General features: G+C 63.3%; 13 protein-coding genes. 6 read left to right on the top strand and 7 right to left on the bottom strand.

Annotation, left to right across the window (positions count from 1 at the left end):
• Positions 1-16: 16 nt before the first annotated feature.
• From RWT78_RS02295 to RWT78_RS02285, 3 genes are all read left to right on the top strand, one after another.
• The gene (locus tag RWT78_RS02295; protein ID WP_054825881.1) at positions 17-643 is read left to right on the top strand and encodes a phosphoribosyltransferase; all 627 of its coding nucleotides are present in this window, start codon (positions 17-19) and stop codon (positions 641-643) included.
• A 125-nt stretch (positions 644-768) separates the two neighbouring features.
• The gene (locus RWT78_RS02290; RefSeq protein ID WP_314673513.1) at positions 769-1467 is read left to right on the top strand and encodes a heme peroxidase; all 699 of its coding nucleotides are present in this window, start codon (positions 769-771) and stop codon (positions 1465-1467) included.
• Positions 1468-1606: 139 nt separating this feature from the next.
• Positions 1607-3394, top strand: a complete 1788-nt coding sequence (locus RWT78_RS02285) for a long-chain fatty acid--CoA ligase (protein WP_003945133.1) — start codon at positions 1607-1609, stop codon at positions 3392-3394.
• Between the two features lie 56 nt (positions 3395-3450).
• On the opposite strand, the gene RWT78_RS02280 is transcribed toward RWT78_RS02285, so the two are convergent.
• From RWT78_RS02280 to RWT78_RS02270, 3 genes are all read right to left on the bottom strand, one after another.
• Positions 3451-4437 carry an NAD-dependent epimerase/dehydratase family protein gene (locus tag RWT78_RS02280; RefSeq protein WP_241199014.1) on the bottom strand — a complete coding sequence of 329 codons (987 nt, stop codon included), beginning with the start codon at positions 4435-4437 and terminating at the stop codon, positions 3451-3453.
• 87 nt (positions 4438-4524) lie between these two features.
• The gene (locus RWT78_RS02275) at positions 4525-5895 is read right to left on the bottom strand and encodes an FAD-binding oxidoreductase (RefSeq protein WP_215516012.1); all 1371 of its coding nucleotides are present in this window, start codon (positions 5893-5895) and stop codon (positions 4525-4527) included.
• Entirely contained in the window at positions 5892-6593 is a 702-nt protein-coding gene (locus RWT78_RS02270; protein WP_007736157.1) for a FadR/GntR family transcriptional regulator, read from the bottom strand. Before RWT78_RS02270 ends, RWT78_RS02275 begins: the two co-directional genes overlap by 4 nt.
• Before the next feature lie 92 nt (positions 6594-6685).
• Between RWT78_RS02270 and RWT78_RS02265 the strand changes: the two genes are divergently transcribed.
• Positions 6686-7303 carry a cysteine hydrolase family protein gene (locus RWT78_RS02265; RefSeq protein WP_030536921.1) on the top strand — a complete coding sequence of 206 codons (618 nt, stop codon included), beginning with the start codon at positions 6686-6688 and terminating at the stop codon, positions 7301-7303.
• A gap of 5 nt (positions 7304-7308) precedes the next feature.
• Here the strand turns inward: RWT78_RS02265 and RWT78_RS02260 are convergent, their stop codons facing one another.
• Positions 7309-7950, bottom strand: a complete 642-nt coding sequence (locus RWT78_RS02260; RefSeq protein WP_208690434.1) for an alpha/beta hydrolase — start codon at positions 7948-7950, stop codon at positions 7309-7311.
• Positions 7951-8033: 83 nt separating this feature from the next.
• Between RWT78_RS02260 and RWT78_RS02255 the strand changes: the two genes are divergently transcribed.
• Complete coding sequence (locus RWT78_RS02255) at positions 8034-11477, top strand: bifunctional RecB family nuclease/DEAD/DEAH box helicase (RefSeq protein WP_042923388.1); 3444 nt, start codon at positions 8034-8036, stop codon at positions 11475-11477.
• A 46-nt stretch (positions 11478-11523) separates the two neighbouring features.
• Here the strand turns inward: RWT78_RS02255 and RWT78_RS02250 are convergent, their stop codons facing one another.
• Both RWT78_RS02250 and RWT78_RS02245 read right to left on the bottom strand, forming a co-directional pair.
• Positions 11524-12699: an amino acid deaminase/aldolase gene (locus RWT78_RS02250; RefSeq protein WP_003945107.1), complete on the bottom strand. Its 1176-nt coding sequence runs from the start codon at positions 12697-12699 to the stop codon at positions 11524-11526.
• A gap of 70 nt (positions 12700-12769) precedes the next feature.
• Positions 12770-13417, bottom strand: a complete 648-nt coding sequence (locus tag RWT78_RS02245; protein ID WP_020908434.1) for a TetR/AcrR family transcriptional regulator — start codon at positions 13415-13417, stop codon at positions 12770-12772.
• A gap of 78 nt (positions 13418-13495) precedes the next feature.
• Here RWT78_RS02245 and RWT78_RS02240 point away from each other — a divergent pair, with 78 nt between their 5' ends.
• Positions 13496-14809, top strand: coding sequence for a D-arabinono-1,4-lactone oxidase (locus RWT78_RS02240; RefSeq protein ID WP_003945122.1), 1314 nt, complete (start codon positions 13496-13498; stop codon positions 14807-14809).
• Between the two features lie 3 nt (positions 14810-14812).
• On the opposite strand, the gene RWT78_RS02235 is transcribed toward RWT78_RS02240, so the two are convergent.
• Entirely contained in the window at positions 14813-15778 is a 966-nt protein-coding gene (locus tag RWT78_RS02235) for an adenosine deaminase (RefSeq protein ID WP_003945144.1), read from the bottom strand.

Here is a 15778-nt window from a genome sequence, read left to right as displayed (position 1 = left end):
TCTCGAGGACAACGCAGTGACCCAGTATCGGGATCGATCTTCCGCCGGCAAATTTCTGGCCGGGCGGCTCGAGACCTTGCGTATCGACAAGCCCGTCGTTCTCGGACTCCCGCGCGGCGGAGTTCCGGTCGCAGCCGAGGTGGCTGCGGCACTGAACGCTCCGCTCGACATCGTGGTGGTGCGCAAGCTCGGCAGTCCGTACAACCCGGAACTGGCGATGGGCGCTATCGGTGAGGGCGGCGTGCGGGTCCTCAACCACGACGTCATCGCAGCGGTTCGCGTCTCGAAAAGCGAACTCGTCGCCGTCGAACGCGACGAGCGAACCGAATTGGAACGGCGGGCGCATCTCCTGCGCGAGGGGCGGACCCCGGTTTCCCTCCACGGACGCACTGCGGTGATCGTCGACGACGGAATGGCTACGGGCGCGAGTGCCGCGGTTGCCTGCCGATGCGCGCGCACCGCGGGTGCTGCCTCCGTGATCGTCGCTGTCCCAGTAGCGTCCCCCGAAGCCATGAGAGTGATCGCGTGCTCCGCCGATCGGGTCGTCTGCCCCTTCGTTCCTGCCCTGTTAGGCGGCGTCGGTGCTGCATTCGAGGACTTTCATCAACTCAGCGACGACGAAGTGCTGTCCTTCCTCGCCTGAGTGCACACCTCTCCAGCCTGAGCACAGTCCAAGAGATCTCTGAGAATTTGTGATGTGTGCAACATTTCGCTCCTCGGTGCCGATAGCCCAAATGGAACAAAAGAATTCGGCTTTCTGGAGGAACCGTGACCATCTCGACCGATACCGTCGACGCCGTCGCAGCTGCGTGCCGTGACCGCCTGGGCGACCCTTCCGCCTGGGTTGCGTCAGACGCTTATCGACAGAGCCTCGCCCTGTGCATCATCGAATCCGTTCAGTCCACGTCGGGTCACAGCGAAGTGACCGTCGTCGATCGCTACCTGGCGTACCGGAAAGCCCGCGAGGACAAACCCGTCACGGATGGCGCACGTGAACTACTCCGCACCTTCGAGGAAGCCGGCAGTTCGGACCAGTGGGCAGGCAAGATCGGCTCGTACAAGCGCCGCTACACGGCGACGGGTGTCCCGATCGAGGCACGGCACATCCAACAGGTCGCCGAGAAACTCCATCACTTGCGGATCGACAGCGTCGAGGACCTGCTGTCGGCCGCCGATTCCGACAACGCTCTCGAAGCCGTTCACCATGCCTGGGTGGACGCGTGCGGAGACGGTTCCGAAGTGACCTGGGCCCACCTGTTGATGTTGGCCGGAATTCCGCACACCGATCTGGGGACCGCTGCCGACACCTTCATCAGCGCGACACTCGGCACCACCGAGTTGCCGGGAGACACCTCGGAGATCCTTGCAGCTACTGCAGAGCAACTCGGAGTGGATCCGGACCGATTGGACTACGCAATTCGGCGGTGGCTGTCCGTGCACGGTCGCACGCTCCAACACGTCGCCTGAGTACCTGTAAACAGGCGGTCACACTAAACTGCAGGTCAGCGCCCGACCAGTTCTACCGAATAGTAACGACAGTGCAAAATGACGACTAATGTGATGCAATGCACATCAGAAATGTCAGTAGTCACTGGAGGGGTCAATAGTGCGCGAGTTCTCAGTTCCACAGTCGTTCTCAATTCCGGAGAACGTATCCATGGCCGACTCCGTGTTCCGTCACGCCGAAGAAGACCCCACATTCGTGCCGTTCAAGAGGCCGTCGAACGGTGGATGGGTCGACGTCACTGCAGCTGAATTCGCGAAGCAGGTCTCCTCAGTTGCCAAGGGCCTGATCGCTTCGGGCGTCGAGCTCGGCGACCGCGTCGCTATCCTGTCCGCGACTCGCTACGAGTGGGTCGTTCTCGACTACGCCATCTGGACTGCAGGCGGATGCACCGTCGCGATCTACGAGACCTCCTCCCCTGATCAGGCGCAGTGGATCCTCGAGGATTCAGCGACGACACTTCTGGTCGTCGAAACGGCCAAGCACGCGGAGACTCACAAGGAAGTCACCGACGGCGCAGAAGCCCTCCGCGAGGTTCTTGTCATCGAGTCGGGTGCGATCGACGAGCTGTCCAGTCGCGGTTCGGCAATCACCGACGAAGAACTGCACACTCGTCGTCACCAGGTCACCGCTGCCTCGCCCGCGACCCTGATCTACACCTCCGGAACCACCGGACGCCCCAAGGGTGTCCAGCTGACGCACTCCAACTTCTACGCCGAGTCCAACGCCTGCCGCCTGGCGATGCCGGAGTCCATGGTCCCCGGCAAGAAGACTCTGATGTTCCTGCCGCTTGCCCACGTATTCGCGCGAGCGATCTCCTTCGGCGCTTTCGACGCCAAGGTCACCGTCGCCCACACGTCGGACCTGACGACGCTGCTCGAGCAGTTCGCCGGCTTCAAGCCCAACTTCATCCTCTCGGTGCCCCGCGTGTTCGAGAAGGTGTACAACTCGGCTCGCCAGAAGGCAGTCGACGGCGGTAAGGGCAGCATCTTCGACAAGGCTGCTGCCACCGCCATCGAATACAGCGAATCCCTCGAAAAGGGTGGCCCCGGACTGGCACTCAAGCTCAAGCACGCGGTATTCGACAAGCTCGTCTACTCGAAGTTGCGCGCAGCTCTGGGTGGCGAGTGCGAGCGTGCAGTCTCCGGTGGCGCAGCCCTCGGCGCGCGCCTCGGCCACTACTTCCGCGGCGTCGGCATCCCGATCTACGAGGGCTACGGACTCACGGAGACCAGCGCCGCAATCACCGTCAACACCTCGAGCGCGCAGCGCGTCGGCACCGTCGGCAAGCCGATCAACGGCCATGCAGCACGGATCGCCGAGGACGGCGAACTCCTCCTGCAGGGCCCGGTCGTGTTCGCCGGCTACTGGCACAACGAGAAGGCCACTGCCGAATCCATCGTCGACGGCTGGTTCCACACCGGCGACCTCGGCTCGATCGACAACGAGGGCTACGTCTCCATCACCGGACGCAAGAAGGAAATCATCGTCACCGCGGGCGGCAAGAACGTCGCTCCGGCAGGCCTCGAAGATTCCCTGCGCGCGCACGCTCTGATCAGCCAGTGCCTCGTCGTCGGCGACGGTCAGCCGTTCATCGGTGCACTGATCACCCTCGATCCGGAGACTCTGCCCGGTTGGGTCGAGCGCAACGGCCTGCCCGCCGGCACCCCGATTGCCGATCTGGTGAAGAACGCCGACCTGATCGCCGAGATCGACTCGGCCGTTGCCGACGCGAACAAGAAGGTCTCCAACCCCGAGCAGATCAAGAAGTACACGATCCTCGAGGTCGACTTCACCCAGGAGACCGGTGAATTGACGCCGACGCTCAAGCTCAAGCGCAACATCATTCACGAAGCTCACAAGACCAAGATCAGCGACCTGTACGCCTGATCGAGCGTCTTTCACGAGTCTGGCCCGGTTCGAATGCGAACCGGGCCAGACCCGTTTCACTGTCCGGCGGAGAGTAGTTCCTTTTCGATCTCGGATGGAAGGCCGTGCACCGCACGATCCTCCCGCTGAGTCGGCAGAGTTTCCCGCTGCATCCACTCCCAGGTATCGCGCACGGTGTCTTCGACGGGCCGGCACCGCAGCCCTGCTTGCCCCGCCTTGGCGGTGTCGGCTTCGAGGAAGCCCGCGAACTCACCCTCCTGCGGCACCCAACACGGAAGTTGTGTCCACGGCTGCGCTCCAGCGGCCGCCAGCCTGTCCTCGTCGATCCACACGAGTTCAGCGTCCGAACCGGTGGCAACCACGCACGCCTGGAGGAGTCCGGAGGTAGTGGTGTGGCCGGACGGGCTGATGACGTCGTATGCCCCGCTGATCCCGGCGGCCAGTCCGGACAGGACAAAGGTTGCGATGTCGCGGGCATCGACGTACTGCAACGGTCTGGTCGGCACTCCGGGAGCAACGACACGTCCGCCCGCCGCGATACGCTGCAGCCACCACGGCAACCGCCCGATGTCCTCGCGCGGGCCGAGGATCAACCCTGCCCTCGCGAGTAACGCGTCCGGGAAGGATTCCAGGACAGCGAGTTCGGCCCCGCGTTTGGCGGACGCGTAATCGCTGTAGTCATCGGAGGTCGCAGATGCGGCCACCACTGGTGAGGTCTCGTCTACGTGCAAGCCCCATTGGTAGACGGATCCACTGGAGATGTATGCGTACCGGTCGACGTGACCGAGTAAGACGCGCGCATTTTCCCCGATCACTCGGGGGCTACCCGACCAGGTGTCGACGACAAGATCCCATCGACGATCACCGAGCGCATCAACCATCGCACGCTGATCGGTGCGATCCGCGAACAGGACCTCCGCTGTAGGTGGTGGCGCTCCGGTGAGCCCACGATGGAGCACTGTCACCTCCCAGCCCCGGACCAAAGCGTCATCGACGAGAGCGTGGCCGAGGAACCGTGTTCCTCCGAGCATCAACAGCTTCATGAGGGCCATCGTCACTTGAAAAGCGTCGTGCGGCAACACGTTCGTCTGGTAGCGCAATTTCCGGCGACTGAGGCACGGACGAACCGCTCAGATACCTCGTCCGGGATTGAGAATGTTCTTCGGATCGAATGCGGCCTTGACTGCAAGCATCATTTCGCGTTCGGTCTGGCCGACCATGTCCGCCATGTACGGCGCTTTGAGAACCCCGATACCGTGTTCACCGCTGATCGTTCCGCCCAACGCCAGTGCGCCGGCAACGATGTCGTCGAAAGCTCCGCGCGCACGATCCTGCGCACCCGATTCGGCAGCGTCGAACACGATGGTCGGGTGGAGATTGCCGTCGGCGGCGTGACCGAAGGTTCCGATCGTGACGCCGTGGCGATCGGCCGCTTCACGAATGCATTCCAACATGGACGGCAACGCCGGCACCGGCACCGCGACGTCGTCGAGAAGTACCGTGCCCAACGCCTCGAGAGCCGGCAAGGCCATGCGGCGCGCGGCGGTGAACTCTTCACCTTCCACCGGATCGTCGGTGTGGAAAACCTCTCGGGCCCCGGCACTTTCGCACGCCGCGGCGCAGTCCGCTGCCTCGGCGGCCGCCGACCTACCGTCGCACTGGATGAGCAGCATCGCCCCGGCCGATTCGTCCAGCCCCATCTTGGTCAGCCGATTGACGGCGCCGATGGTGACGTCGTCCATCAACTCCATCTGACACGGTTCGGCCACTGCCGACACGGCGAGGACGGCATCGATCGCGGACTCCGCGGAATCGAAGAAGGCGACCACAGTGGTCGCGGCAGTGGGCGCCGTACGCAACCGCATCGTGGCTTCGACGATGACCGCGAGAGTGCCCTCCGACCCGACGAGCAGATGTGTCAGGTCCAGCCCCGCAACGTTTTTGCGCGTCAGTGCACCGGTACGGATCACACGCCCGTCGGCGAGTACCGCCGTCAGGGCCGCAACGTGATCACCGGTGACGCCGTACTTGGCGCAACAGATGCCGCCTGCATTTGTCGCCAGATTGCCGCCGATACTCGAGATGGACCGGCTTCCCGGATCCGGTACGTACCAAAGGCCCTGCTGTGCAGCAGCTTCCGCCAGGTCACCGTTGATCACTCCGGGCTCCACCGTGGCGGTGCGCGCGGCAGGATCGATCTCGAGAATGCGATCCATGCCCGCGACGCTCAGGACGATGCATCCGTCGAGCGCATTGGCAGCGCCGGCCAACCCGGTACCCGCCCCTCGTGTCACCACCGGAACGGCGAGTTCGTGGGCCACCGTCATGACCGCAACGACGTCGTCGACCGTCTTCGCCTTGACCAGCGCGGCGGGCCTTCCGGCTGCGGTGAGCAGTGATTGATCCCGGACGTACGCGCCCATTCGGTCGGGATCGGTTGTCGCCCTGTCCCCCACCGCTTTCTGCAAGCGTTCATCCAACAGATCGATACTCGTGGTCATTGTGTTCGTCCTTCGTAGAATCCGCGCACATGGCGCTCGACCAAAACGGCGGCCTCGTCAGCTGCGCCGCGCTCGATCGCGTCAGCGATACCCTCGTGCTCTGCCAACAGTGCGCCGAGCGTGGCCGCCGAGTTCTCGCGCGAGTCGAGTTCACTCAGCAGGTAGCCGGCGATGCTGTCGCGGAGAACCGTCATGACCAACCCGAACGCCTTGTTCCCGCCGGCTCCGGCCAGCGCAACGTGAAAGTCGACATCGGCGTCGTGGAATGCGACCGAGTCGTCGGCAAGGGTTGCGACGCGCATCCGCTCGATCGCATCCCGGGCGCCGTTCGGCACCGCGACGACAGTGCGCAGCGCAGCAGCTTCGAGCAGCACTCGCAATTCGACAAGATCGCCCAATGGAACTGCACCCACCTGCAACGCCGTGCTGAGAGCTGTGGCCGCGGAATCGGCCGTATGCTCGTGCGTCACCCGAGGCCTGGCAGTAGAAGTGGTGTCCGCGCCGGTCAACAATCCCTGCGCTTGCAGAACCCGAAGGGCCTCACGGACCGTCGATCGACCCACCGAGAACGTCTGTGCAAGTTCCTGTTCGGTGGGCAATGCCTCACCGACCGGGAGTGAACCGTCGAGAATGGCAGCGCGGATTCGTCCCGACACGGCAAGGCTGAGCGGCATGCGCGACAACGGAGTCGTATCCATGCCGCGACGCTACCACCCCTTGCCTGCTTGTCTGACAAACTGTTTAATTGAGGAGATTCGTGACCCGGACCACAACAGAGAAGGTGCCGACCATGACCGACAAGCTCGAATTGGATCCCGCGACCACCGCCGTCGTGCTCATCGAGTACCAGAACGACTTCACCACCGAAGGCGGTGTCCTCCACGAGGCCGTCGCACCAGTCATGGAATCGAACGGACTCCTCGCGAACACCGCCGCGCTGGTCGATGCGGCCCGGGCGGCGGGTGTCACCGTGATGCACGCACCGATCACCTTCGCCGAGGGGTACAACGAAATCACCTCGCATCCGTACGGAATCCTCAAGGGCGTCGTCGACGGAAAGGCCTTCGTGAAGGGTTCGTGGGGCGCCGCTATCGTCGACGACCTCACTCCGAAAGACGGCGACATCGTCATCGAGGGCAAGCGTGGACTCGACACTTTTGCCAGCACCAACCTCGATTTCATTCTGCGTAGCAAAGGAATTCGCACGATCCTTCTCGGCGGTTTCCTGACCAACTGCTGCGTCGAATCGACCATGCGCACCGGATACGAGAACGGCTACCGGGTCATCACACTCACCGATTGTGTAGCCGGAACTTCGGTCGCCGAACACGAGAACGCGATCACCTACGACTACCCGATGTTCTCCCACCCCGTCACGTCGAAAGAGGTGCTCGGCGCGCTCTCCTGAGAGGACTACCTGGAATGCGCGAGAAGGAATTCACGGCTGACGTTGGTGACACTGGCGTGAACCTTCTCGTGCAGCAGGTCGTGACCGGCGTCCTCGAACTCGCGCATCTCGACGTTGCGCAGCGTCCGCGCCCAGTCCCGGACGGGATCGACCGGGGCGATCCGGTCGTCGGTACCGTGAACGACCAGGACTGGGATGCCCGCGTCGGAGAGTTCCGCCCACCCGTGTTGCTCGACCGCACTGCGCGGAATGCCGCACAGCACTGCGGAGGCAAAATCGTGATCGCGATGAGCCAGCATCGTCAGCGCCGTCACCGCACCCAAGGAATGGCCCATCACCGCCTGCGGGACTTCGGGCAGTTCCGCCAAAGCGATGTCAGCGAGCGTTGCTGCGTCGGCGGCAAGATCGGAGAGCGGAGCCCCGACTCCCGGATCACCCTCCGACAAACCGTGCCCGGTGTGATCGATCGCCCACACGTCTATCCCCGACGCCGTCATTGCGCCCGCGAAGCGGTGATACTGGCCGCTGTGCTGACCGAGACCGTGCAGAAAGACCAGTGACACCGTGGGCACCGCGCCCCCTGCCGCCGGCCAATGCCGAAAGTGCACCTGACCGGTTCGTCCGTCGAAGAAAGGCATGATCGTCATTCTGCACGCCGCTACCGGTATCCGCGGCTCGTGGGCGATTACTGGTGGGTTGCCTTGTCGGTGAGCGATGGCACAATCGCCCTGTGTTCCTACTCGATGATCAGATCGTCTACAGCGCCAGCGACCTCTCGGCTGCGGCCTCGTGCGAGTTCGCACTGCTGCGGCAACTCGACGCCCGAACCGGTCTGATCGCGGCCGAGGCCGCCGAGGCGGATCCGATGCTCGAGCGGACGTCGAGCCTCGGCGACTCGCACGAGCGCGAACAGCTTCAGAAGTTCATCGATCAGCACGGAGACGGCGTCGTCGTCATGCCGCGACCGGAACACTCACGCGCAGGCCTGACCGCTGCCACGTTGGCCACCGTCGAGGCAGCACGATCGGGCGCGCCAGTCATTTATCAGGGAACCTTTTTCGACGGCCGTTTCCTCGGGTTCTGCGATTTCCTCGTCCGCGAAGGCGACACCTACGCGGTCTACGACAGCAAGCTCTCCCGGCACGCCAAGGTGTCGGCACTTCTACAACTCGCCGCATACGCGGATGCGTTGGAGCGCAATGCAATCGCCGCCTCCGATCAAGTTCATCTACTGCTAGGCGACGGCAGCACGTCGTCGCACGACATCGGAGACATCGCGCCGGTATTCGCGGCACGTAGAGCTGAACTCGAACGAGTCCTCGACGAGCACCGCGCCGAGGGGAAACCGACACAGTGGCTCGACGATCGGTACCTGCGTTGTGGTCGATGCGACACCTGCAGCGTCGAGGTCGAAAGCCATCGAGACCTGCTGCTGGTTGCGGGCGTCCGCGGCAATCAGCGTGAACAGCTGATCGTCTCGGGGATCACGACAATCGACGAACTCGCCGCGAGCACCGGCCCAGTCGAGGGCATCCGCCGGGAAACACTCGACAAACTCCGTGCACAGGCCGCGGTTCAACTACGCCAGGAACTGTCCGGCGACGCCGAATTCGAGGTCTACGAACCCTCGGCGCTCGGCGGACTCCCCATCCCCGACGACGGTGACATCTTCTTCGACTTCGAGGGCGATCCGCTCTGGGCCGAGGACGGGTCCACCGATTGGGGGTTGGAGTATCTGTTCGGTGTGGTCGAAGGGCCTGCGGACGACTACGTGTTCAAGCCGTTCTGGGCACACGATCGCGAGGGCGAGCGCCAGGCGCTCCTCGACTTCCTCGATTACGTCACCGCGCGTCGAGAAGCTCATCCAGGCATGCACATCTACCACTACGCCGCGTACGAGAAATCGGCGCTGTTGCGCTTGGCCGCACGTCACGGTGTCGGCGAGCAGACCGTGGACACGCTGCTCAGCGAGAACGTGCTCGTAGACCTGTACCCGATCGTCCGCGCGTGCCTGCGGATCGGACAACGCTCGTACAGCATCAAGAAACTCGAGCCGCTCTACATGGGTGAGCACGGCCGCGACGGCGACGTGACCAATGCCGCCGCTTCGGTCGTCGCCTATGCCGACTACTGCGAATTGCGCGACGGCGGACAAGCCGACCAGGCCCGGGAACTTCTTCAGGGTATCTCCGACTACAACGAGTACGACTGCGAATCCACCCTGCGCCTGCGTGATTGGCTTGCGGAGCGCGCCGCCGAACACGGCGTCGAACTTCGTGAGCCGACCGGGCAGATCAAGATTCCACTCGAGGAGCTCACCGAATCGGAGATCGCGCTCCGCGAATTCGCAGGACACAAGGCAGGTTCGACGCGTACCCCCGATCAGCAGGCAGCTGCTCTACTGGCCGCAGCGGTCGGATACCACAATCGCGAGCGGAAGCCGTACTGGTGGGCCCACTTCGACCGATTGGTCACACCGATCGAAGACCTGGTGGACATCCGCGACGTCATGGTGGTCGAGCAGTCCGAAATCGAAGCGGACTGGCACAAGAGCACCCCGCGGCAGAAGAAGTTTCGTCGCCACATCCAGTTGACCGGAAGTTTCGGCACCGGAACGTCTTTGAGCCCGGGCAGTGATCTTTTCGCGCTCTACGCAACCCCCTCCCCGGATGCCGTTGCAAGCGAGAACCCCACCCAACGCGGCACCAGCAGCGTCAAGGTCACCGCCGTGGTCAAGGCCGAAGGGCTCGACGTGGTCACCGTCGAAGAACTGCTCGGCGGTGACGAATACCTCGATACCCCAGTCGCGTTGGCACCTGGTCGTCCGATTCCCACGGGACGTATGGAGAAGTCGATCGCCGCTGCCGCAGCCGCCGCCAGCGAGATCCTGCCCGAACTGCCACCCGTCGCAGCGGTCGACATTCTCCGGCGCAGCACCCCGAGGACACGCTCGGGTTCACCGCTCCCTCCCGTCGGGACCGACAACAACTACGCGGAGGCCATCACCGCCGCACTTCTCGACCTCGACGATTCCTACGTGGCAGTACAGGGTCCCCCTGGTACGGGCAAGACCTACACGGGCGCTCGTGTCGTCAAGACACTGATCGAACAACATCAGTGGCGAATCGGAGTGGTGGCACAATCACATTCGGTGGTCGAGAACATGCTCGGCGGCATTCTGAAAGCCGGCGTGGACCCTGCACTGGTCGCGAAGAAGGGCAGCCGGAGCAAGACCGCAGAATGGCAGGACATCGCATCCGAAGAATATGCGGGATTCATCGCCGAGGCCGAAGGCGTCGGCTGTGTCATCGGCGGCACTGCGTGGGACTTCTCGAACACCGATCGTGTTCCAGCGGGCAGCTTGGACTTGCTCGTCGTGGACGAAGCAGGCCAATTCGCGCTGGCGAACACCATTGCCGTCGCGATTTCCGCGCGAAACCTGTTGCTGCTGGGCGATCCGCAGCAGTTGCCGCAGGTGAGCCAAGGCACTCACCCCGAACCGGTCGACGAATCGGCACTCGGTTGGCTCGCCGAGGGACACGGCGCACTGCCACCCGAACTCGGCTACTTCCTCGAGAAAACGTGGCGGATGCACCCGGATCTGTGTGCGCCCGTGTCCGCATTGTCGTACGAGGGCAAGCTGCATTCCCAGGAAACCGTGAGTGCGGCAAGAAAACTCGACGGACTCGCTGCCGGAGTACACACGGTGTTCGTCGATCACCGCGGCAATTCCACCTACTCCCCGGAAGAGTCCCAGGAAATCGTTCGCCAGATCCAGGGCCTTCTCGGTACGCCTTGGACCGACCCGAGCGAGTTCGAGGGAACCAGGCCGCTGGAGCAGTCGGACATTCTCGTAGTCGCGGCGTACAACGCCCAGGTGGGCACCGTCGAGCGCGATCTCACCGAGGCCGGTCTCACGGAGGTCGAGGTCGGGACCGTCGACAAGTTCCAGGGCCGCGAGGCTGCGGTGGCAATCGTGTCGATGGCCGCATCTGCCGTCGAGGACGTCCCGCGAGGGATGTCGTTCCTGCTGTCGCGAAACCGTCTCAATGTTGCTGTCTCACGCGGCAAGTGGTGCGCGATCATCGTTCGATCGCACGCGTTGACGCAGTACATGCCCAGTACGCCTGCGGGATTGGTCGAACTGGGCGCGTTCATGAGGCTGACGAGCTAGCCGAAGCCTGTCTTACCCGAAACACTGCCTTACCCGAAGCACTGCCTTACCCGAAGCACTGCCCTTCGCCGCGATAGGTGGGAACCGAGGTTCGGGTGCCGTCGGCTTCGACCACGTACACGCGGTCGAAGCGCTCGCACAGCTCGCCGGCCTTGGCGTGACGGAACCACACGCGGTCGCCGATCGCGATGTTTCCGGCTTCCTTCCCGGTGACCGGCGTCTGGACTTCGCCGGCACCTTCGTTGCGGAGCAGTTTGAGACCGGCGGGCCAGACCGGTGACGGAACGCGGGTGGCTCCGGCAGGTCCGGACGCGATGTATCCGCCGCCGAACAGGGTCGTGACGGACGGCGTCGGTTTGCGCACTGCCGACAGTGCGAAGAACAGCGCCGGATCGGGGCGGAAGGCGCGGTAGCGGTCGAACAGGGTCGGTACGTACAGTCCGGAGCCTGCTGTTACCTCGGTCACCACAGGATCGGCCGAGCTGACCTCCAGCGACCCCGTACCGCCGCTGTTGACGATCTCGAGTGCACCCACGGCATCGGTGACGGCCGCGACCACAGCGCCTCTTCTGGACGCCAGTTCGCGGGCAGAGGCCTTCTTGACCCAACCGATCGGAGCGCTGGTGTCCGGGAGGCCGGCGATCTGGGCTTCGTAGAACATCACTCCGACGACGGAGAATCCGCGCTGACGAGCACGCGCCGCGAGTGCGGCGACCGCGGCAGGTTCGCGCAGCGGCGAGCGTCGTACGCCTAGATGAATCGGACCGATCCGAAGTGACGCATCGACGTCGAGACACACCCGGACAGGCGCATCTCCCGTCGACGCCGAACGAATGAGGTCCAACTGCGCATCGTCGTCGACCATCAAGGTGATCGATGCGAGAGCGGTGTCGTCGGCAGCGAGATCCGCGATGGCGCCACGATCGGCGGTCGGGTACCCCATCAGGATGTCCCGTGCGCCCAGCCCGACCAGCCACAGAGCCTCGCGCAGTGAGTACGCCATGATTCCGCGGAATCCGCCGGACGCGGTCAGTGTGTCGCCGAGAGTTTCAGCCAGAACCGTCCGACAACGAACCGATTTGCTCGCCACTCGCACCGGGGTTCCACCGGCGCGGCGCACCAGGTCGGCTGCATTACTGCGCAGGGTGGTCAGATCCAGAGCAGCCAGAGGCGGGTCGAGTTCTCGCGTGGCAGCAGTGAGTCGATCAAGGGTCCGGGTCACAGATGATCCAATCGTCGCGGCGTGCGACCAGTCAATCACCAATCCTGGACGTATGTCCAGGATGGCAGCTCTACTGAGGCGCGACCACGGCTTTATTGGCGATTACCTGAACCATTTCTCCGAACTCGGCAATAGTCGCGTCGGAGTCACGATCGACCAGCCATCGCAGAACAAGGCCGTCGATCATTGCAAGACTCAGTCGCGCAATCGAACTCAACGGCTCCGTCCACACCGTGCCCGATATCTTGGCGCACTCTTCGAGAAACGACACCGCGAGCTCATCCATTATTCGGTACTGCTCAAATGCAACCGCCCCAGCACGTTCGGCTCCGAGATTGCGACTACGCAGTGCCTGCGCGGTAATTTCGTAGGTCAACAACTGGCGATCCGGGGTTGCCTCGATGGTCGGCCACATTCCGGTCAGGCCGATGTGCAGCAATTCCCTGAGCCCCTGCACGCCACTGAGATCCGGCGCATGGCGGACCTGCGCGAACGCATACTGCATCGACGCACTGAGCTGCAGAATGAGCGTTTCACCCATTGCCGCGATCAGCGCTTCCTTGCTCTCGAAGCAGTAATGAACGACGCCGAGCGATACCCCGGCCTCCTCTGCCACCGCCCTTACCGTCACAGAACTGACACCGCGCTGTTCCGCAATAGACAAGGCGGACTCGACCAATTGTGTGCGGCGTTCGTCCGCCGGGAGCCTGTTCAGCATCCAATGATCGTAGAACGCAAATGACAAAATCTTCGCGCAATACTTGCCTGGACGACCGTCCAAGTACATTATTGCGTAATGGCTTCGGACACTTGGCAGAACTGGGCGGGCACTCAAAGCGCCGCGCCGCGTCGCTTTGCGACGCCGACAAATACCCGTGAACTTTCGTCGTTGGTCGCCGAGGCCGCCTCGCGTGGCCAACGCGTGAAGGCCGTCGGCGCCGGCCACTCGTTCACCGGTGTCGCGGTCACTGACGGTGTCCTCGTCAGCCTGGACAACTTGAGCGGAATCGACTCGATCACACCGACCGACGACGGTGCGCTGGTCACTGTTTTTGCAGGCACTCGCCTTCATGCTCTCAACGACGCCTTGTGGCAACGCGGATATGCGATGGCAAATCTCGGTGACATCGACGTCCAGTCACTGGCCGGCGCGACGTCCACCGGCACGCACGGCACCGGCGCACGATTCGGCGGTATCGCCACACAGATTCGCGGAATCGAGGTCGTTCTCGCCGACGGATCCGTCGTTTCCGCAAGCGCCGACGAAAACGTCGAGTTGTTCGAAGCGGGCCGCCTCGGATTGGGCGCAATCGGCATCATTTCGAAGATCACTCTCGCCTGCGTTCCGCGATTCACACTTCGCGCAATCGAGGAACCCGACACGCTGTCTCACATACTGGACACCCTCGAGGGCGATCGCCTGGGCCTGGATCACTTCGAGTTCTACTGGTTCCCGCACACCGATCGTGTCCTGACGAAGAGCAATACGCGACTCCCCGGAGATACCGAACCCGATCCGGTGGGCAAGGTCCGCGCGTTCGTCGACGACGAACTCCTCTCGAACACACTCTTCGAAGGTGTCAACCGCGTTGCCACCCTGGCACCGGCCGCGATCCCGAGAATCAACAACGTGTCGTCCCGATTGCTCGGCGCCCGCGAGTTCACCGATCGCAGCTACCGGGTATTCGCGTCTTCGCGCCGCGTGAAGTTCAAGGAGATGGAGTACGCGATTCCCCGCGAACACGTCACCGAGACACTTCACGAAATCGATCGCTGGATGAAGAAGTCCGGAACCAACGTAGCTTTCCCCGTCGAAGTACGTTTCGCTGCCGCCGACGACCTCTGGCTCTCCACTGCTCACGGACGCGACACCGCATACATCGCGGTACACCAGTACCACCGCCGACCCGAAACCGAATACTTCGCCGCGGTGGAAGCCATCGCGCGCGCCGTCGACGGCCGGCCGCATTGGGGAAAAATGCACAACCGGACCGTCGACGACCTGCGTCCTACGTACGACCGACTCGACGACTTTGTCGCCGTTCGAGACAAGTACGACGCGAATCGTGTGTTCGACAACGAGTACTTGCGTCAGGTGCTCGGCGACTGACGGTCAGTGCCGCAGCAGTTCCGCTTTTCGCGCATCGCTCGCAAACGAGGCTTTGATCGAGTTCCGGGCGAGGGTGTCTCGCTCGGCCTCCGTCAGACCCAGGGCTCGGCCCAGTTCGGTGAAATTGTCGTCGACATATCCCCCGAAGTAGGCCGGGTCGTCGGAGTTGACCGTGACGATCAAACCCATCTCGAGCATCGATCGAAGCGGATGATCCGACAGCGAATCGAACACCCGCAGACGAACGTTCGACAACGGGCAGACCGTCAGTGGAATCTCCTCGTCGACCAGACGCTCGATCAGGGCAGGATCCTCGAGTGCCCGGACTCCGTGGTCGATCCGCTCGGCGCCGAGAATGTCGAGCGCCTGCCAGATGTACTCGGGCGGTCCCTCTTCACCGGCGTGAGCCACAACGTGCAAACCCTCGGCGCGCGCGCGGGCGAACACGTCCTCGAACAGTGACGGCGGGTTGCCGACCTCCGCGGAGTCGAGTCCGAGCCCGACGATCGGAGCCTGCAGGCGAATTATCTCGGAGAAGATCTCCTCGGCGTCCTTGACGGGCTGATCCCGGAGGATGGCGGCGATCGCCGCGCTGCTGAGCCCGAACTCGCGCTCACTCGATGCCACCGCATCCATGATCCCGTCCAGGACCTCGGTCAGCGGAACACCACGGACCACGTGCGCCTGTGGATTGAAGAAGAACTCGGCATGCGCGACGCCGGCGGCAGCCGCGCGGCGGAAGTACGCTCGCGTCAGGTCGGCAAAATCCTCCGCGGTGCGCAGGACGGCCATGTTGGCGAAGTAGAGATCGAGGAACGACTGCAGATCGGTGAACTCGTACCTCGACTTCAGATCGTCGATGTCCTTGTACGGCAAGTCCATTCGATTGCGCTCGGCAAGTCGGTAAATCTGTTCGGGTTCCAGAGAACCCTCGATGTGCATGTGCAGCTCTGCGACAGGTGTAGCCAT

Source organism: uncultured Rhodococcus sp., from assembly GCF_963525155.1.
Lineage (GTDB): Bacteria > Actinomycetota > Actinomycetes > Mycobacteriales > Mycobacteriaceae > Rhodococcus_F > Rhodococcus_F qingshengii.
Note: the sequence above shows the minus strand (reverse complement) of the source record. Positions and strands in the feature narration are given on the sequence as shown.

Bases quoted from the DNA above. Each gene is read 5' to 3' on its own strand.
- RWT78_RS02280 (WP_241199014.1), bottom strand. From the start codon at position 4,437: ATGAAGCTGTTGATGCTCGGAGGAACACGGTTCCTCGGCCACGCTCTC.
- RWT78_RS02275 (WP_215516012.1), bottom strand. From the start codon at position 5,895: ATGACCACGAGTATCGATCTGTTGGATGAACGCTTGCAGAAAGCGGTG.
- RWT78_RS02270 (WP_007736157.1), bottom strand. From the start codon at position 6,593: ATGGATACGACTCCGTTGTCGCGCATGCCGCTCAGCCTTGCCGTGTCG.
- RWT78_RS02265 (WP_030536921.1), top strand. From the start codon at position 6,686: ATGACCGACAAGCTCGAATTGGATCCCGCGACCACCGCCGTCGTGCTC.
- RWT78_RS02260 (WP_208690434.1), bottom strand. From the start codon at position 7,950: ATGACGATCATGCCTTTCTTCGACGGACGAACCGGTCAGGTGCACTTT.
- RWT78_RS02245 (WP_020908434.1), bottom strand. From the start codon at position 13,417: ATGCTGAACAGGCTCCCGGCGGACGAACGCCGCACACAATTGGTCGAG.
- RWT78_RS02240 (WP_003945122.1), top strand. From the start codon at position 13,496: ATGGCTTCGGACACTTGGCAGAACTGGGCGGGCACTCAAAGCGCCGCG.
- RWT78_RS02235 (WP_003945144.1), bottom strand. From the start codon at position 15,778: ATGGCTACACCTGTCGCAGAGCTGCACATGCACATCGAGGGTTCTCTG.